Source organism: Roseateles sp. P5_E8 (assembly GCF_054177665.1).
Genome location: NZ_JBGCUM010000016.1, coordinates 59,203 through 75,033 on the forward strand (window position 1 = coordinate 59,203; position 15,831 = coordinate 75,033).

The window sequence follows — 15,831 nt, forward strand, 5'->3', positions numbered from 1 at the left end:
CCGGCGGGCGGGACTCCCGGCAATGCGGCAAGCAGACACCCTCTACGCTAAAACAACCTCAAAGCCATCAAGCCAAGGCGCTCAAGCCGCCTGCTCCACATGCGCATGCCGCGTGTACAGGAAGTCGATGACCTCCTTGCGCGCCGCGATGTAGCGCGGGTTCTCGGCGAGTTCGACACGAACGCGGGGCCGGGGAATGCCGACCTCCAGGATCTCGCCGATGGTCGCCGCCGGGCCATTCGTCATCATGACGATGCGGTCCGACAGCAGCACGGCCTCGTCCACGTCGTGCGTGACCATGATGACCGTGCTCTGCGTGCGCGCGACGATCTTCAGCAGCTCGTCCTGCAGCTTGGCGCGGGTCAGCGCATCCAGTGCGCCGAAGGGCTCGTCCATCAGCAGGACCTTGGGCTCCATGGCCAGCGCACGGGCGATGCCGACGCGCTGCTTCATGCCGCCCGAGACCTCGTGCGGGCGCTTGTGCAGTGCGTGGCTCATGCCCACCAGCTCCAGCGCTGCGCGGGCACGCACCTTGAGCTGGGCCTGGCTCTCCTTGCCACCGAAGACGGACTCGACGGCCAGCAGCACGTTGTCCAGACAGCTCAGCCAAGGCAGCAGCGAATGGTTCTGGAAGACCACGGCGCGTTCAGGGCCGGGCGCGGCGATCTCGCGGCCGTCGCACAGCAGCACGCCCTCGGTGGCCTTCAGCAGGCCGGCGATCAGGTTGAGCAGCGTGGACTTGCCGCAACCGGAGTGGCCGATCAGCGTGATGAACTCGCCGCGCTGCACGTCGAGGTTGACGCCCTGCAGTGCATGGAAGCGGCCCTTGCGGGTGGTGAACACCATCTCGGCGTCTTGCACTTGGATGAACGGCTTCATGGCATCAGTCCTCAAAAGTGAAGTGCTTGGCAAGAGACATCAGTGCCCATTCGAGCAGCAGCCCGACCGTGCCGATCACGAAGATGGCGATGATGATGTGAGCGACGTTGAGGTTGTTCCACTCGTCCCAGACCCAGAAGCCGATGCCCACGCCGCCGGTCAGCATTTCGGCCGCGACGATGACCAGCCAGGCCGTGCCCACCGACAGGCGCACGCCGGTCAGCACATAGGGCAGCACCGCGGGCAGCAGGATGCGCGTGATGACCTTCCACTCGCTGAGCTTGAGCACGCGGGCGACGTTCAGGTAGTCCTCCGGCACCCGCTGCACGCCGACGGCCGTATTGACGACCATGGGCCAGATCGAGCAGATGAAGATGGTCCAGATGGCGGCCGGGTTGGCGCTCTTGAAGACCAGCAGGCCGATGGGCAGCCAAGCCAGCGGCGAGACCGGTTTGAGCAGCGCGATCAGCGGCGACACCATGCGGTTGGCGAACTCGAAGCGGCCGATGATGAAGCCCAGCGGGATGCCCACCAGTGCCGCCAGGCCGAAGCCCATGCCGACTCGTCCCAGCGAGTTCAGGATGTTCCAGCCTATGCCCTGATCGTTCGGGCCATTGCTGTAGAACGGATCGGAGAACAGCTTCACGGCGGCGTCGAAGGTGGCGGCCGGGGTTGGAAAGCTGCCTCCTTTCATCGTGGCGATGCCCCACAGGCCGATGAGCACGGCCATGCCGAGCACCGGTGGCAGCACGCGCAGCGCCAGGGCGCGCCAGTCGAACGGCGTGCGCTTGCGTGCAGCCTTGGGCGGCTCGGCCGCAGTGGCCACGGCCGGGCGAGTGATGGCGATGGGGTTGACCGGAGCGACAGCGTCGCCGGGGGAGTGGAAGACTGCGGAGACCATGATTTACGCCTTGATCTTGAAACCGTCGGCGTACTTCGCCGGATCCTTGCCATCCCAGACAACGCCGTCGATCAGCTTGCTGGTGCGGAAGTCGCTCTTGGGGATGCTGATGCCCAGGGCACCGGCCGCCTGCTTGTAGAGCGCTGTCTGGTTGATCTGCTTGGCCACGGCCAGGTAGTCGGGGTGGGCCTTGAGCAGGCCCCAGCGCTTGTGCTGGGTCAGGAACCACATGCCGTCGGACAGGTACGGGTAGTTCACCGCGCCGTCGTTGAAGAACTTCATGTGGTTGGGGTCGTCCCAGGTCTTGCCCAGACCGTTCTGGTAGCGGCCCAGGATGCGCTGGTTGATGGCCTCGACACCGGTGTTGATGTAGGCCTTCTGCGCCACCGTCTCGGCCATCTTCAGCTTGTTGGACAGGCTGGCGTCGATCCAGCGGCTGGCTTCCAGCACGGCCATCATGACGGCGCGCGTGGTGTTGGGGTACTTGGTTGCGAACTCGGCCGTCGTGCCCAGCACCTTCTCGGGGTGGTCCTTCCAGATGTCCTGGGTGGTGTTCGCCGTGATGCCGATGCCGTCCATGATGGCGCGGTGGTTCCAGGGCTCGCCGACGCAGAAGCCGTCCATGTTGCCCACGCGCATATTGGCCACCATCTGCGGCGGCGGCACGGTGATCAGCTTGGCACCCGACAGCGGGTTGATGCCGGCTGCGGCCAGCCAGTAGTGCATCCACATCGCGTGGGTGCCGGTCGGGAAGGTGCCGGCGAAGGTGTACTCGCGCGGGTTGGCGGCCATCACCTTGGCCAGCGAGGGGCCGTCAACGGCCCCCTTGTCGGCCAACGCCTTGGACAGCGTGATGGCCTGGCCGTTGTTGTTCAGGTGCATCAGCACGGCCATGTCCTTCTTGGGGCCGCTGGTGCCCAGATGGACGCCATAGACGAGGCCGTAGAGGACGTGGGCCATGTCGAGTTCGCCGTTGACGAGCTTGTCGCGCACGCCGGCCCAGGAGGCTTCCTTGGTGGGGATGATCTTGACGCCGTACTTCTTGTCGAAGCCCAGGACCGAGGCCATGACGACGGAGGCGCAGTCGGTCAGCGGGATGAAGCCGATGCGGACTTCTTCCTTCTCGGGCTTGTCCGAACCTTGGGCCCAGGCGCCACCGGCGAGGCCGGCGAAGGGCAGTGCGGCAGCGGCGGCGAGCAGGCTGCGGCGTTGCGGGTGGGGCGTGGTGGTCGAGTTATCGAAGGCGGTCATCACAGGCTCCTGGGTCATGCAGGGTGCAACGGCGGCCACGCTCTCGCCCACGCAGCGGGTCGCGAAGACGAATAGGGGAGGTCGGACGTCGTTGTCCCGAAGTGCCAACCGATTCAAAGCCGGTTGGCCCGAGAGACCTGCGCCATTGCAGGTCTCAGTCCTCTTTCAGCAGGTTGCGTGCCAGCTTTTGCGGCTGGCCGGCCGTGATGATTTGCACGCGCCCGGCGCATGGCTGGCGCTGCAGCGGGCGGTTTGCGTCGCGCCGGTGCGTGGCTGGGAGGTGCTTGTGGTGCGCCGCGCCCCAAGGCGGAGAGCTGAGCCCCGGGAGGCTGTCGGGCTTTGGGTCGGGTGCGCGTTGGGCCTGCAAGGGGGCTCAGCCGAGGCGCAAAGCGGAGCTGGGCTGGCCGCCCAGCGAGCTTTTGCAACGACGGATCAGCCCCCTTACAGGCCCAACCCGAAGGGCCGGGGTGATTTGCGGGGCGATACGGCGTTGCCGACTCGTTGTGGGGGGGGCGCCCCACGCCTCGTCGGCGCCTTGCCTCGCCCCGCAACTCGCCCCGCAACTCTCCCCGGCGCGCACCCGACCCAAAGCCCGACAGCCTCCTAGCGTGCGCGCAGCAGTTGGTCGGCGTCGATGAGTCGCGTGGCCACGCTGGCGAGCGTCTGGCCGCCGGTCATGGCGAGCTGGCGCAGGCGCTGGAAGGCGGCCTCTTCGTCCAGGCCCTGCTCGCGCATCAGGATGCCGCGCGCACGCTCGACGAGCTTGCGTTCGGCGAGCTGGGTCTGGGTCTGGCGCAGGTCCTGTTGCAGGGCCTGGTCGTGCTCGAAGCGGGCCAGGGCCAGCTGCAGCAGCGCACCCAGGCGCTGCGGCGGCAGGCCGGCGAGCTGCAGGGCGCTGGCCCCGGCGCGCAGCGCGGCGCGCATCTGCTCGGGCGCCATCTGCTCGGCCACCAGCAGCACCGGGCGCGGGCGCTGCAGCTGGGCCACGGCGAGCTGGCCGAGCAGCTCGAGCGAGGGCTGCTCGCAGTCGATCAGCAGCAGCTCGGGCGCCATGCGCTGCAGGGCGGTGCCCAGCGCGTGGGGCTCGGCGACGAGGTCAAGCACATCCACGAGCTGGCAGCGCAGCCGGATCAGCTCAAGGCGGATGACGGGGCTGCGGCGCTGGCCGGCGTCCGCCAGCAGCACGCGCAGACCCGGCAGCGGGAATGGGGGCGTGTCCATGCCCCGGGCCAGTGCAAGTTGCGTGCCTCAATGGCGCTCGGGCGGGGTAACAGCGTGTCTGGCACCACGGCGGTGCTGCAGGCGACCAAACGGCACCGGCACGCGGCGCGCGCACGCTGCCGAGGCGCTAGCGCGGCGCGACGAAGCCCGCTGCCTTGTACGCCGCCGCGATGGTGGCCTGGCCCACGCGCGACGCCATCTCCTGGTGGACGGGCATCAGCGCCTTCTTCCACGCATTGGTCTCGGCCGGCGTCGGCGTGTAGATGAGGGTGCGCCCGCTGGCCTTGATGGCCTGCAGCGCCGCGGCGTTCTCGGTGCTGGCGATGGCGTTGGCGTAGACGGCCGACTCCCTGACCGCCGCCTCCAGCGGGCCGCGCACGTCGGCGGGCAGGCCGTCCCAGAACTTCTTGTTGACGATGACCGCATAGGCCAGGTGGCCGTGGTTGGACAGCGTCATGTGCTTCTGCACCTCGAAGATCTTCTGCGTGTAGTAGTTGCTCGGCACGCCCTCGGTGCCGTCCACCAGGCCGGTCTGCAGCGCCTGGTAGAGCTCGCTGAAGGCCATCACCTGCGGCATGGCGCCCAGGGCGCGCATCTGCGCGTCCAGCACCTTGCTGGACTGGATGCGCATCTTCAGGCCCTTGAAGTCCGCCACCTGGCGCAGCGGCCGGTTGGCGCTCATGATCTGGAAGCCGTTGTCCCAATAGGCCAGGCCGCGAATGCCCTTGGGCTCCAGCTGGCGGAACAGCTCGGCGCCCAGCGGGCCCTCGGTGACGGCGCGGAAGGCTTCGGTGTCCTTGAACAGATAGGGCAGGTCGAAGACCTCGAAGGCCTTGACGCCCAGGGGCCCGAACTTGGCCAGCGACGGCGCCAGCATCTGCACGCTGCCCAGCTGCAGCGCCTCCATCTCTTCCTTGTCCTTGTAGAGCTGGCTGTTGGGGTAGAGCTCGATCCTGACGCGCCCGCCGGTCCTGGCCTCGGCCAGCTCCTTGAAGCGCTGCGCGGCCTTGCCCTTGGGCGTGTCGGGCGCCACAACATGGCTGAACTTGATGACGATGGGCGCCTGGGCCTGTGCCGCACCGAAAGTCAGGGCCAGCGCGGCTGCCAGCACGAGGCGGGGCAGAGTCATGGATGTCTCCTTCATATAGACGGCATCTTCGGAGCTGATGGCAAGGCTGTCGTTGTGGAGTTCCACATGGCCCCGGGCGCCGCAGCTTCTTAGACTGCGGGCATGAAGCTCCTGACCCGCAGCCTGTGGCTGGCGCCCCTGGTGCTGTCCCTGATTTTCGTGGGCGGCGTGCTGGCCTGGGTGCGGGCCAACGGCATCGAGGAGCAGGAGCAGCAGCGCCAGACGCTGATCTCCGACGCGCTCAGCACCGAGGCCCAGCTGCGCGCCCGGATCGACGACGAGCAGGCCCATCTGCGCCAGCTTGCCGCCGGCCTGGCCGGCCAGGCGCCGGGCGAGGCTGTGCTGGCCGCCCATCCTGAGGTCAACGCCGGGCTGCGGCGGCTGTGGTTGTCGGTCACCTGGCTGGACGCGCGCAACCGCGTGCTGGCCGAGGTGCCGGCCGAGCCCGGCGCCAACCGCTACGAGGATGGCCTGTCCCTGCACCTGACCGCGCACGTCGCGCCCGACGGCGTGCTGGTGGTGCGCTACGCCCCGGCGCTGCTGCTCAAGCGCGGCGTGCCCTGGTGGCTGGCGCGCAAGTACGACCTGCAGCTGGTGGACAGCGCCGACCAGGTCATCGCCTCCAGCACCGAGTCGCCGCTGCGCGCCGCCCAGGGGCCCCGGCCCAGCTACCGCGTCGCGCTGACCGGCCCGCTGCGCGCCAGCCCGCTGGCCGACGAGACGCTGACCGACGCCGCGCTGGAGCTGACGCTGCGCGAGCCCATGCCCGACGGCATACGGCCGCTGGCCTGGGTGCTGGTGGCCGGCTTCCTGCCGCTGATCGCCGTGGCCAGCTGGCTGCTGCGCCGCCAGATGCGCCAGGTGCAGCGTGCCGAGGTGGCCGGCCGCACCGAGGCCGCGTGGCGCCGCGCGATGGAGGACTCGGCCCTGGTGGCGCTGCGCGCGCGCGACTTCGACGGCCGGCTGCTGTACGTGAACCGCACCTTCTGCGACATGGTGGGCTTGGCCCAAGAGGCGCTGGTGGGCCTGCTGCCGCCCATGCCCTACTGGCCCCCCGACGCGCTGGACGAGCTGACCGAGCGCAACCGCCGCAACCTCGCCGGCCAGGCGCCGCGCGAAGGCTTCGAGGCGCGTTGGCAGCACGCCTCGGGCCGCCCGGTGGACGTGATGGTGTTCGAGTCGCCGCTGGTGGACGCCAGCGGCCGCCAGATCGGTTGGATGGGCAGCATCGTCGACATCACCGAGCGCAAGCGGCTGGAGGAGCGCGAGCGCCGCGAGGTCGAGATGCTGGCCCACAACGCCCGGCTGACCATGTTGGGCGAAGTCGCCTCCACGCTGGCCCACGAGCTCAACCAGCCGCTGACGGCCATCGCCAGCTACAACGCCGGTATCGCCAACTCGCTGGCCAAGCTGGGCGTGCAAGACGAACTGGTGCTGGGCGCGTTGCAGCGCCTGGGCCAGCAGGCCGAGCATGCCGGCCGCATCGTCGCCCGCATCCGCGAGTTCCTGACCCGGCGCGAGCCGCGCCACGAGCGCTGCGACCTCAACGACGTCATCAGCGCGGCGCTGGACCTGCTGCGCCGCGACCTGCAGCGCCGCGGTGTCACGCTGGACCTGCACCTGGCCGCCAGCGTGCCGCCGGTGCTGGCCGACGCCGTGCTGATCGAGCAGGTCGTCATCAACCTGGTGCGCAACGCCGCTGATGCATTGCAGGCGCGCGAGGCTGGCCGGCGCATCGCCGTCAGCAGCCATGTGGCGGGCGACTTCGTGCGCATCGACGTGCGCGACAACGGCCCGGGCCTGGCGGGCCGGCGCGTCGAGCAGCTGTGCGCGCCCTTCTATTCCACCAAGTCCGAAGGCATGGGCATGGGCCTGGCCATCTGCCGCTCCATCGTCGAAGCCCATCAGGGCGTGCTCGATGCCGAGGAGGCAGGGGGCGGCGGCGCCATGTTCTCCTTCAGCTTGCCCTTGAATCGTGAATACGCTCGCGAGTCCACCTATGCATGAACCGCTGACAGGCACCGTGTTCTTCGTCGACGACGACCCCGGCGTGCGCGATGCGCTCGCCTTCCTGCTGCGCTCGCGCGGCCTGGACGTGCGCGCCTTCGCCAGCGGCCCAGCGTTGCTGGAGGCGCTGGCCCTGGAGCGGCGGCCGCCCCGGGGCGTCTTCCTGCTGGACGTGCGCATGGAGCCCATGAGCGGCACGCGCCTGCACGACGAGCTGCTGGCGCGCCAGTTGAAGAATCCCGTGCTCTTCCTGACCGGCCATGGCGACATCCCCATGGTCGTGGAGGCGCTGAAGAAGGGCGCCTTCGACTTTCTCGAGAAGCCCTACAGCGACAACGCGCTGGCCGACCGCATCGCCCAGGCCCTGGCCGTGGACGCCGCCATGCAAGCCGAAGGCGCCCAGGTGGCGGAGCGCAGCGCGCGGCTGGCCAGCCTGACCGAGCGCGAACGCGAGGTTATGGCGCGTGTGGCGGCCGGCAAGCTCAACAAGATCATTGCGGACGAGCTGAACGTGTCCATCCGCACCGTGGAGGTCCACCGCGCGCGCGTCTTCGCCAAACTGGGTGTGCGCTCGGCGGCCGAGGTGGCGACGCTGATCGCAGCGCGCTAAGGACTGGCTTATCCCCCATGAATCGCAGCCCCGCAAACATGGGATACCGCGCCGGTTGCTGACACATGGCGCTGTCAGTATCGGCAGCCATTCCTAGAACAAGCTGTCGGAGACACCCATGCGAATTTTCGCCCCCTTGCTGCTGGCCGCTGCACTCAGCCCCGCGAACGCGGCCATCGTCACCTTCGACAGCTATCAACCGCGCTACGACTATTCGATGACCAACATCGAGACCGATGGCTTGAACTTCACGGTGACGTGCCAGGACTGCATGGGCGTCGAGGACCGGCCGCCGGAAGACATCGGCGGCAACCCGCTGCCGGGCGCCTACAACGGCACGGCCTCGCTGCTCTACAGCATCGACCCGCTCAGCATCACGGCCGTCGGTGGCGCCGCCTTCTACCTGGACCGGCTCGACCTGGGCCTGAGCTGGTATGTGCCGGACGCCGAGGTCGGCGGTGTCGTCACCGTGTCCTATCTGCTGGCCATGGGCGGCAGCGGCAGTATGGATGCGACGCTGGACCGCAGCTACAGCACGCTGGTGATTGGCCAGGACGTGCTCAGCGTCAGCATCTCTGGCGGCCGTGGCTTCGGCTACATCTCGCTGGACAACGTCGTCGTCAACAACCGCCTGCCCGAGCCCCAGTCGGCGGGCCTGGCCCTGATAGCGCTGCTGGGCGCGGGCGGCGCGTCGCTGCGGCGCTGGGCGCCATCGCGAGGCATAACTCCCTAAGGCGGCGCAGCCCGGCCCAGCGCTGGGGCAAAAATTGATGAGATGGGCGGGTAAACACTGGTTTAAAAGCTGGCATGGGCTTTGCACTAGGGTTTGTGCCGAGGCGACTGGCCTCGGGGAACCTAAGGAGTACCCACACCATGAAGACCTGGACCCAACTGCGCCCGCTCACCCTCTCGGCCGCTCTGCTCGCAACCCTCACGCTCACCGCGCCCGCGAGTGCCCAGGAACCCACCGTGCCCGCCGTGTCGGCCCGGTCCATGCTGCGCCTGGCGCAAGGCGAATACCTGCTGGACGACGGCCGCACGCTGAAGGTTCATGTCGGCGCCAGCCGGCTGGGCGTCGCCCTCGACGAGAGCCCGCTGGAGGCCTGGAAGGCCGAGAACAACGAGTTGCTCGTCAGCCCCGACGGTCTGCGGCGCGTGCGCCTGTATCGCAACGTGGACGGCAGCGTCGACCGCATCGCGCTCGAGACCGACCGCGTTCGCTGAACCGGCTCGTCTCAGGCCGGCATCGCCCGCTTGATCAGCGGCACGGCCGGCCCACCATCCTGGCGGCGCGAAACCCGCGCTCGCCATCCATTTGAGAAACGACCAGCCGGCGCCTCATGCAGGGCTGGCGGCGTTTCGTGCGTGCCCTGACGTGAGTCGCCCATCGGGAGAGCGCCTGCCCGGCAGCCGCACCTAGAGTGCGGCCCATGGACACCCCCAATCCCCTCGCCCACGGCAACCGCTTGCAGCGGCGCTACTACCGCTGGGCGCTGCCGTACTACGAACGCATCGGCCGTGACGACCCAGCGCTGCGCGAGCGCATGGAACTGGTCGACATCTATCTCTACTCCCTCAAGGGCCTTGGGGCCTGGGCCGGCTGGTCGCTGGTGCTCGCGGGAGCAACCGCATGGTTGTTAGGCAGGGGCGCAGGCTGGGGCCAGGCGCTGGGCGGCGCGTTGGTGCTGTGGATCGGGTTGACGTGCGCATTGCTATCTGCCTGGCTAGGGTCGAAGCTGGCTCCACGTTGGCTCATCCTTTCGGGCATAGGCGGATTTGTAGTTGGCGTTGCGACGAGAAAGCTGAATCCCTTCGGTGCCGATCTCGCCACCGTGCTACCGCTCGCGGTCGGATTCCTGCTGCTGCTCGTCGTTGTGACGCGTGCCGGACGCATGGCCCGCGACCACCAGCTCGCCCGGCTGAAGCTCGTGGCCGAGCGCGACGCCGCCGCACGCGCCGCCGCCGAGGCCGACCTGCGCCTGCTGCAGGCGCAGATACACCCGCACTTCGTCTTCAACACGCTGGCCACGCTGCAGCACTGGGTGGACCGGCGCGACGAGCGCGCCGGCCCGCTGCTGCGCGAGCTCACCGGCTTCCTGCGCCGCAGCACCGAGCTGTTAGGCCGCAGCGTCGTGCCGCTGGCCGACGAGGCGCAAGCCGTGCGGCACTACCTCGCCATCCTGGCCACGCGCCTGGACGGCCGCGTGCAGGGCGAGGTCCACATCGCGCCTGACTTGGAGGCCGAGCCGCTGCCGCCGGGCCTGCTGCTGACGCTGGTGGAGAACGCCGTCGAGCATGGCCTGGAGCCCAAGATAGGCGGCGGCCGACTGACGCTGGCAGCGGGCCGCGAGCCCGACGGCCACTGGTGGCTGCGCGTGGACGACGATGGCCTGGGCCTGGCGAACGACGCCGAGGACGACGTGGGACTGGCCAACCTGCGCCTGCGGCTAAAGCACCATTTCGGCGAACGCGCCTGCTTCACACTGCAGCGCCGCACCGAAGGCGGTACGCGCGCCGAGATCCTGATCACCCCGGAACCCGCATGACCCGACTGCTCATTGCCGACGACGAACCCGCACCCCGCGAGCAGCTGGCTGACGCGCTGGCCCTGGCCTGGCCCGAGGCGCGCATCGTGGCCAGCGCCGAGCAGGGCGCCGATGCGTGGGACCAGTGGCTGGCCCACGAGCCGGACGTGTGCTTCCTCGACATCCGCATGCCCGGCCTGTCGGGCATCGACGTGGCGCGGCGCATCGCCGGCCGCTGCCCGGTGGTGTTCGTCACCGCCCACGGCGACCATGCGCTGCAGGCCTTCGACGCCGGCGCGGTGGACTATCTCGTCAAGCCGCTAGACCCGGCGCGCCTCGCGCAGACGGTGGCGCGGCTGCGGCAAGGCCTGCAGCGGCCGGCTGCGTCACCCGAGGCCTTGCAGCAGCTGCTGGCACAACTGGCCGGCCAGCAGCGCCGCCCGGCCTGGCCCGACACATTGCAGGCCGGCGTGGGCAAGGAGGTGCGGCTGATCCGCGTCGAGGACGTGATCTATTGCGAATCCGACAGCCGCTACACCCGCGTCGTCTACGCCGAGGCCGGCAAGCAGTGCGAGGCCTTGCTGCGCACGCCGCTGAAGGATTTGCTGGCCCAGCTGGACCCGGCGCGCTTCCAGCAGGTGCACCGCTCCGTCGTCGTCGCCAGCGCGCAGATCGCCAGTGCGTTGCGTGACGACGAGGGCGGCATGGTGCTGCGGCTGCGCGGCTCGCCGGACACGCTGACCGTGTCGCGGCCGTTTCAGGGGCTGTTCAAGGGGCAGTGATCTCCACCGCCACGCCGCTCAGCACCGCGTTGCCGCTGAGCGGGTCGCGCGCCGTGTCGCTCAGCAGTGCATTCATGTTGACGCCCGGCCGCTCGCGGGCCACGCCCAGCAGCACGCCGTCCAGGTCATGCCCCCAGCCATGCGGCAGACTCACCACACCGGGGCTCATGTCGGCGCTGCGCTCGACGCGCGCTATCAGCTCGCCCACGGCGCTCTTCACCTTGGCGAACTCGGCCAGGCCCAGGCGGTCCGCATCAGCGGGGTTGACGAGCAGCGTGCAGCGCTCCGGCCCCTTGGCGAGCACGGGCAGGTTGTGCATCCAGCTGTTGCCGGAGCGCGTGTCGCGGCGGCCGATGAGGCTGAATTCAGGCGCCGGCTCGGCCTTCACCTGGGCCAGGTCGACCAGGATGGACGGCGGCGCCAGCTCGATCTTGCCGCTGGGCGTGCGCAGCACTTCAGGGATGCGGGCGGTGAGCGCACCCAGGTCCACGCCGCCGCCTTCGACGGTGCTCGCGGCCTTCACCTTCGCAAGGTTGAGCCCGTCGGGCTTGCGGCCGAACTGGTCGCCGTAGGGGCCTACGCGCAGCTGCAGGTCGATGAGTCGCTCGGGGCCGCGCCAGGGTTGCAGCGCGCTCAGGATGGCCGGCGTGTTGTCGCCGGCAAAGCGGCGCACGTCGGACTCGATCGCCTCGTCGTCGAGCTGGGCCACATCCACCCCCAGGCCGCGGCCTTCGAGCAGCGCGCACAGCTTGAGGATGGTCTGCCATTCCTGCGGCGTGCCGGCCGGCGCGTCGAACACCGGGCCGGAGAAGCGCGCATGGTTGCGGTGGCTCAACTGCGGGAAGGCGACGTCGAAGTGCAAGTCCTCCAGCGGCGACAGGCCCGGCAGGATGACGTCGGCGTGGCGGCTGGTCTCGTTGACGTAGATGTCCAGGCTGAGCATGAAGTCCAGGTCGTCGAGCGCCTGGGCGATGCGCGGACCGTTCGGCGCCGACAGCACGGGGTTGCTGGCGATGGTGATGAGCGCCTTGATCCGACCCTCGCCAGGCGTTTGCATCTCCTCGGCCATCACCGTGATGGGCAGCTCGCCGAAGACCTCGGGCGCGCCGGACACGCGGCTCTTGCGCCGGCCGGTCGTGATGCCCTTGCCACTGCCCGGCTTGCCCTGGGTGTTGGACGCAAACGCGGCGGCCTTGGCGAACATCGCGCCGCCTTCGCGATCGAGGTTGCCGGTCAGCACGTTGATGAGGTCGACCAGCCAGGAATTCACCGTGCCGAAGCGCGTCGTGCAGGTGCCGATGCGGCCGTAGACGGCGGCGCGCGGCGCAGCGGCCAGCTCACGGGCGATGCGGCGCTGCGTGTCGGCCGCGATGCCGCAGCCGGCGGCGGTGAGCTCGGGCGGGAAGGGCAGCACCGCGGCGCGGGCTTCTTCCAGGCCGTTGACGTGTTCCTCAAGACGGCCGAGCTTGACCAAGCCTTCGTCGAACAGCGTGTGCGCAATGCCCAGCAGCAGCAGCGCATCGCCGCCGGGGCGTATGGGCAGGTGCTCGTCGGCAGCGGCGGCCGTCTCGCTGCGGCGCGGGTCCACCACGACGATGCGCCCGCCGCGCGCCCGCATGGCCTTGGCCTTGCCCCGGTAGTCGGGAACCGTCCACAGGCTGCCGTTGCTGATCATCGGGTTGCCGCCGAGGATGAGCAGGTAGTCGCAGCGTTCGATGTCGGGCAGCGGGATGGACAGCCAGTGGCCGAACATCAGCCCGGCGCTGAGCTGCTTGGGCATCTGGTCCAGCGTCGACGCGCTGAAGACGTTGCGCGTGCCTAACGCGCGAACCAGACGGGGCGTGTAGGCCAGCAGGCTGACCTTGTGCGCGGCCGGGTTGCCGATGGTCAGAGCCACCGAGTCCGGCCCCTGCTCGCGCCAGACTGGCAGCAGGCGCTGCTCGATCTCGGCAAAGGCCTCGTCCCAGCTTGCCGGCACGAACTTGCCATCGCGCTTGATCAGCGGCGTGCGCAGGCGGTCGGGGTCTTCGTGCAGGTCCTTCAGGCTCACGCCCTTGGGGCAGAGGTAGCCGTGGCTGAACACATCGTTGGCCGCACCTCGGATGGCGATGACTTGGGCGCCTTCGGTCTTCACCTCCAGCCCGCAGCAGGCCTCGCAGAGCGGGCAGATGCGGTAGTGGCTGTCGGGCATGGCGGTCTCCTGGCGTTCTTGTGCAGCCAGGCAGCTTAGTCGTCACCCCCGGGCGAGGTCCGTCGCGCAGGCGACGAAATCGGAGAGGCCGACGGCGGCCAGGCGAGGTCGCGGCCGTCGCGCCAGCGCAAGGTCCAGATGCCGAGGTCGACGCCGGCGCGCAGCTCGTCGGTGCCGGGGTGCTCGCGGGCGCGGCTGGCATCGTGGTCGACGACGCCGACCCAGAGGTCGCGACCGCTGGCCTTGGCGACGTACAGGCATTGGTCGGCCAGGTCCACGGTGGCGTTCCAGTCTGCCGGCGGCTGTGCTGCGGCATCCCGCCCGAGCGGATGGCAGGCGTAGCCAATGGAGCAGGTCTTGCGCAGCACCTGACCGTCGTCCAGCACGAAGTCATGCGTGGCGATGCTGGCACGCAGGCGTTCTGCCAGCAGATGGCACTCCTTCGCGTTGGCCTGACGGACGACGACGAGAAACTCCTCGCCACCCCAGCGCACGAGGGTATCGGACTCGCGCAGCTGCCTTTGCAGCACCTCGGCGCATTGCTTCAGCACCGCGTCGCCGGCGGCATGGCCGTGCACGTCGTTGACCGCCTTGAAGTGGTCGACGTCGATCATCATGAAGACGATGTCCACGTTGGCGCTCGCGCGGCCGGCTCCCACGGTCTCAAGCCGGCGCCGGGCCAGCGCCAGGTCTTCGTGAATGGTGCTCACGAGGTGGCGACGGTTGCGCAGGCCGGTCAGTGGATCGGAGAACGCCATGTCGCGCATGGCGCGATAGGCGCGCTTGACGTGGTAGCGGCTGACGGCCGCAACCACCGCCGCAATCAGGCCTGCCACTGCGGCCAGCGCCAGCATCCAGCGGAAGCGTTGCTGATAGCGGTGCTCCTGCTCCAGCGCATCAATCTGGCGCTGGCGCCCGTCGGCCTCGTAGGCCGCGTTGGCTTCGGCGATGCGCTTCTGGTCCGCGGCCTTGCGCACCTCGCCGGTCAGGCGATTGAACTGCATGGCGGCCTCATAGGCCTGCGGGTAGTCGTGCGTGAAGGCCAGCTCTTCCGCCAGCACGCCATGGAATTCGGCGGCGTTGGCGGCCATGCCGGGTGCCGCGGAGAAGGCGGCGACGGCCTTGCGTATCCATTCGATGCCGCCGGGCCGGCCGAGCCGGTTCAACGCAATGCCCCTGTTGATCCAGCTGACCCACAGCGACTCCTTGTCGCCCGTGCGCTCCACGAGCGGAATGGCCTCCTCGGCGTGGCTCAGCGCGCTGCGGTAGTCCTTCTTCTGCAGGGCGACGTCGGCCAGGTTGGTTGCCGCGACCGCGAGGTTGTAGTTGTTCTGCTCCTCCTGCGCCGAGGCGCGGGCCTTCAGCAGCGCTTCGTACTGCTCGTCGGCGCGACCGAGCATGCCCAGGAAGTGCGCCTTGCGCAGGGAGTAGCTGGACAGGCTGGAGCGATCTCCTGCGGCTTCCGAGATGTCGATGGCCTTTTGCACGCTGCGCAGTGCTTCGTCGACGCGGCCGGACCGCGAATGCACCAGGGCCATGGCGGTCAGCGCATGCGCGAACTCGTAGACGGCGTCAGGCCTCTCGTCGAGGATGCGCAGAGCCCGCGTCAGCAGTTCGGCGGCCTCGGGCAGACGGCCGAGCCGCGTCATCGCCATGCCGGCGAGGCGCCAGCTGTCCGCCGCGATCAGCCTGGCGGTGGCATCTGCGTTATGGCCGGCCAGCGCCGGCAGCCGGGCCGCGATGCGCTGGTACACCTTGAGCACCTCTGCAGGGTTGCTGGCTTCCGTCCATGCCGACATCTGCAGCCGGTCAAAGTGCAGGCGCCCACGCTCATCGGAGGCCTCCTGCTGGCCGAGGACCGCCTGGGCGATGGCGTCGTTGGTCCGCTCCATGCGAATCAGGTCTCGCACCAGGCGCGTGCGCAGCCAGGCCCGATCTTCGGGTTTCAGAGCGGTCGCCGAGAGTGCCTGCCGGGCCAGGGCGATCGAGGCGACGGGCCGACGGCGGTCGTCCGCGGTGATCGCCGCCTTCACAGCCGCGATGTCCACAGCCGGCGCCGGGGTGTCAGGCTTGGCGGACGTGCTTGCTGCCGCGGTGGACGTTGGCTCTGCCAGCGCCGTCAGCGCGAACGGCATGCCGAGCGCCGCGCACAACGCGAGCCGCATGCCCGCCCGCGCTACCGTTCCTTGATCTGTTGGCGACCGGTCCGGCCCTTTTTCTGTCTGCGCCATACCTGCGGCGATGGAGTGCACTGGAGGCCCGCATCGGCGCGGCGCATGCAACTGCGACGCCGTGAAAGCGCGGCTGTCCCAGTCTATGGCTTTCCCACCCGCTG

13 protein-coding genes are annotated in these 15,831 nt (G+C 69.3%); 6 read left to right on the plus strand and 7 right to left on the minus strand.

Annotated features, from left to right (window positions below):
* Window positions 1–81: 81 nt before the first annotated feature.
* The 5 genes from ACXRVZ_RS11955 to ACXRVZ_RS11975 form a co-directional block, all read right to left on the minus strand.
* The gene (locus ACXRVZ_RS11955; protein WP_457420599.1) at window positions 82–879 is read right to left on the minus strand and encodes an ABC transporter ATP-binding protein; all 798 of its coding nucleotides are present in this window, start codon (window positions 877–879) and stop codon (window positions 82–84) included.
* A gap of 4 nt (window positions 880–883) precedes the next feature.
* A complete protein-coding gene (gene ntrB / locus ACXRVZ_RS11960; RefSeq protein ID WP_457420601.1) occupies window positions 884–1,780 on the minus strand; it encodes a nitrate ABC transporter permease in 897 nt (298 codons plus the stop codon).
* A gap of 3 nt (window positions 1,781–1,783) precedes the next feature.
* On the minus strand, window positions 1,784–3,031 hold the full coding sequence (locus tag ACXRVZ_RS11965; RefSeq protein ID WP_457420603.1) for a CmpA/NrtA family ABC transporter substrate-binding protein: 1,248 nt from the start codon (window positions 3,029–3,031) through the stop codon (window positions 1,784–1,786).
* A 603-nt stretch (window positions 3,032–3,634) separates the two neighbouring features.
* Window positions 3,635–4,252 carry an ANTAR domain-containing response regulator gene (locus tag ACXRVZ_RS11970; protein WP_457420605.1) on the minus strand — a complete coding sequence of 206 codons (618 nt, stop codon included), beginning with the start codon at window positions 4,250–4,252 and terminating at the stop codon, window positions 3,635–3,637.
* Between the two features lie 127 nt (window positions 4,253–4,379).
* Window positions 4,380–5,381 (minus strand): TRAP transporter substrate-binding protein, encoded by a 1,002-nt coding sequence (locus tag ACXRVZ_RS11975; protein ID WP_457420607.1) that lies wholly within the window; start codon window positions 5,379–5,381, stop codon window positions 4,380–4,382.
* A gap of 102 nt (window positions 5,382–5,483) precedes the next feature.
* Between ACXRVZ_RS11975 and ACXRVZ_RS11980 the strand changes: the two genes are divergently transcribed.
* The 6 genes from ACXRVZ_RS11980 (at window position 5,484) to ACXRVZ_RS12005 (ending at window position 11,305) form a co-directional block, all read left to right on the plus strand.
* Window positions 5,484–7,388, plus strand: coding sequence for a sensor histidine kinase (locus ACXRVZ_RS11980; RefSeq protein WP_457420609.1), 1,905 nt, complete (start codon window positions 5,484–5,486; stop codon window positions 7,386–7,388).
* On the plus strand, window positions 7,381–7,998 hold the full coding sequence (locus tag ACXRVZ_RS11985; RefSeq protein WP_457420611.1) for a response regulator transcription factor: 618 nt from the start codon (window positions 7,381–7,383) through the stop codon (window positions 7,996–7,998). Before ACXRVZ_RS11980 ends, ACXRVZ_RS11985 begins: the two co-directional genes overlap by 8 nt.
* Window positions 7,999–8,116: 118 nt before the next feature.
* The gene (locus tag ACXRVZ_RS11990) at window positions 8,117–8,731 is read left to right on the plus strand and encodes a hypothetical protein (protein ID WP_457420613.1); all 615 of its coding nucleotides are present in this window, start codon (window positions 8,117–8,119) and stop codon (window positions 8,729–8,731) included.
* 140 nt (window positions 8,732–8,871) lie between these two features.
* A complete protein-coding gene (locus tag ACXRVZ_RS11995) occupies window positions 8,872–9,222 on the plus strand; it encodes a hypothetical protein (protein WP_457420615.1) in 351 nt (116 codons plus the stop codon).
* A gap of 206 nt (window positions 9,223–9,428) precedes the next feature.
* Window positions 9,429–10,544 (plus strand): sensor histidine kinase, encoded by a 1,116-nt coding sequence (locus ACXRVZ_RS12000; RefSeq protein ID WP_457420617.1) that lies wholly within the window; start codon window positions 9,429–9,431, stop codon window positions 10,542–10,544.
* Window positions 10,541–11,305, plus strand: coding sequence for a LytR/AlgR family response regulator transcription factor (locus tag ACXRVZ_RS12005; RefSeq protein WP_457420619.1), 765 nt, complete (start codon window positions 10,541–10,543; stop codon window positions 11,303–11,305). Before ACXRVZ_RS12000 ends, ACXRVZ_RS12005 begins: the two co-directional genes overlap by 4 nt.
* On the opposite strand, the gene ACXRVZ_RS12010 is transcribed toward ACXRVZ_RS12005, so the two are convergent.
* Window positions 11,292–13,496 carry a molybdopterin-dependent oxidoreductase gene (locus ACXRVZ_RS12010; RefSeq protein ID WP_457420621.1) on the minus strand — a complete coding sequence of 735 codons (2,205 nt, stop codon included), beginning with the start codon at window positions 13,494–13,496 and terminating at the stop codon, window positions 11,292–11,294. The two genes, ACXRVZ_RS12005 and ACXRVZ_RS12010, sit on opposite strands and share 14 nt — an antisense overlap.
* A gap of 35 nt (window positions 13,497–13,531) precedes the next feature.
* Window positions 13,532–15,631: a diguanylate cyclase gene (locus ACXRVZ_RS12015; RefSeq protein WP_457420623.1), complete on the minus strand. Its 2,100-nt coding sequence runs from the start codon at window positions 15,629–15,631 to the stop codon at window positions 13,532–13,534.
* Window positions 15,632–15,831 lie beyond the last annotated feature (200 nt).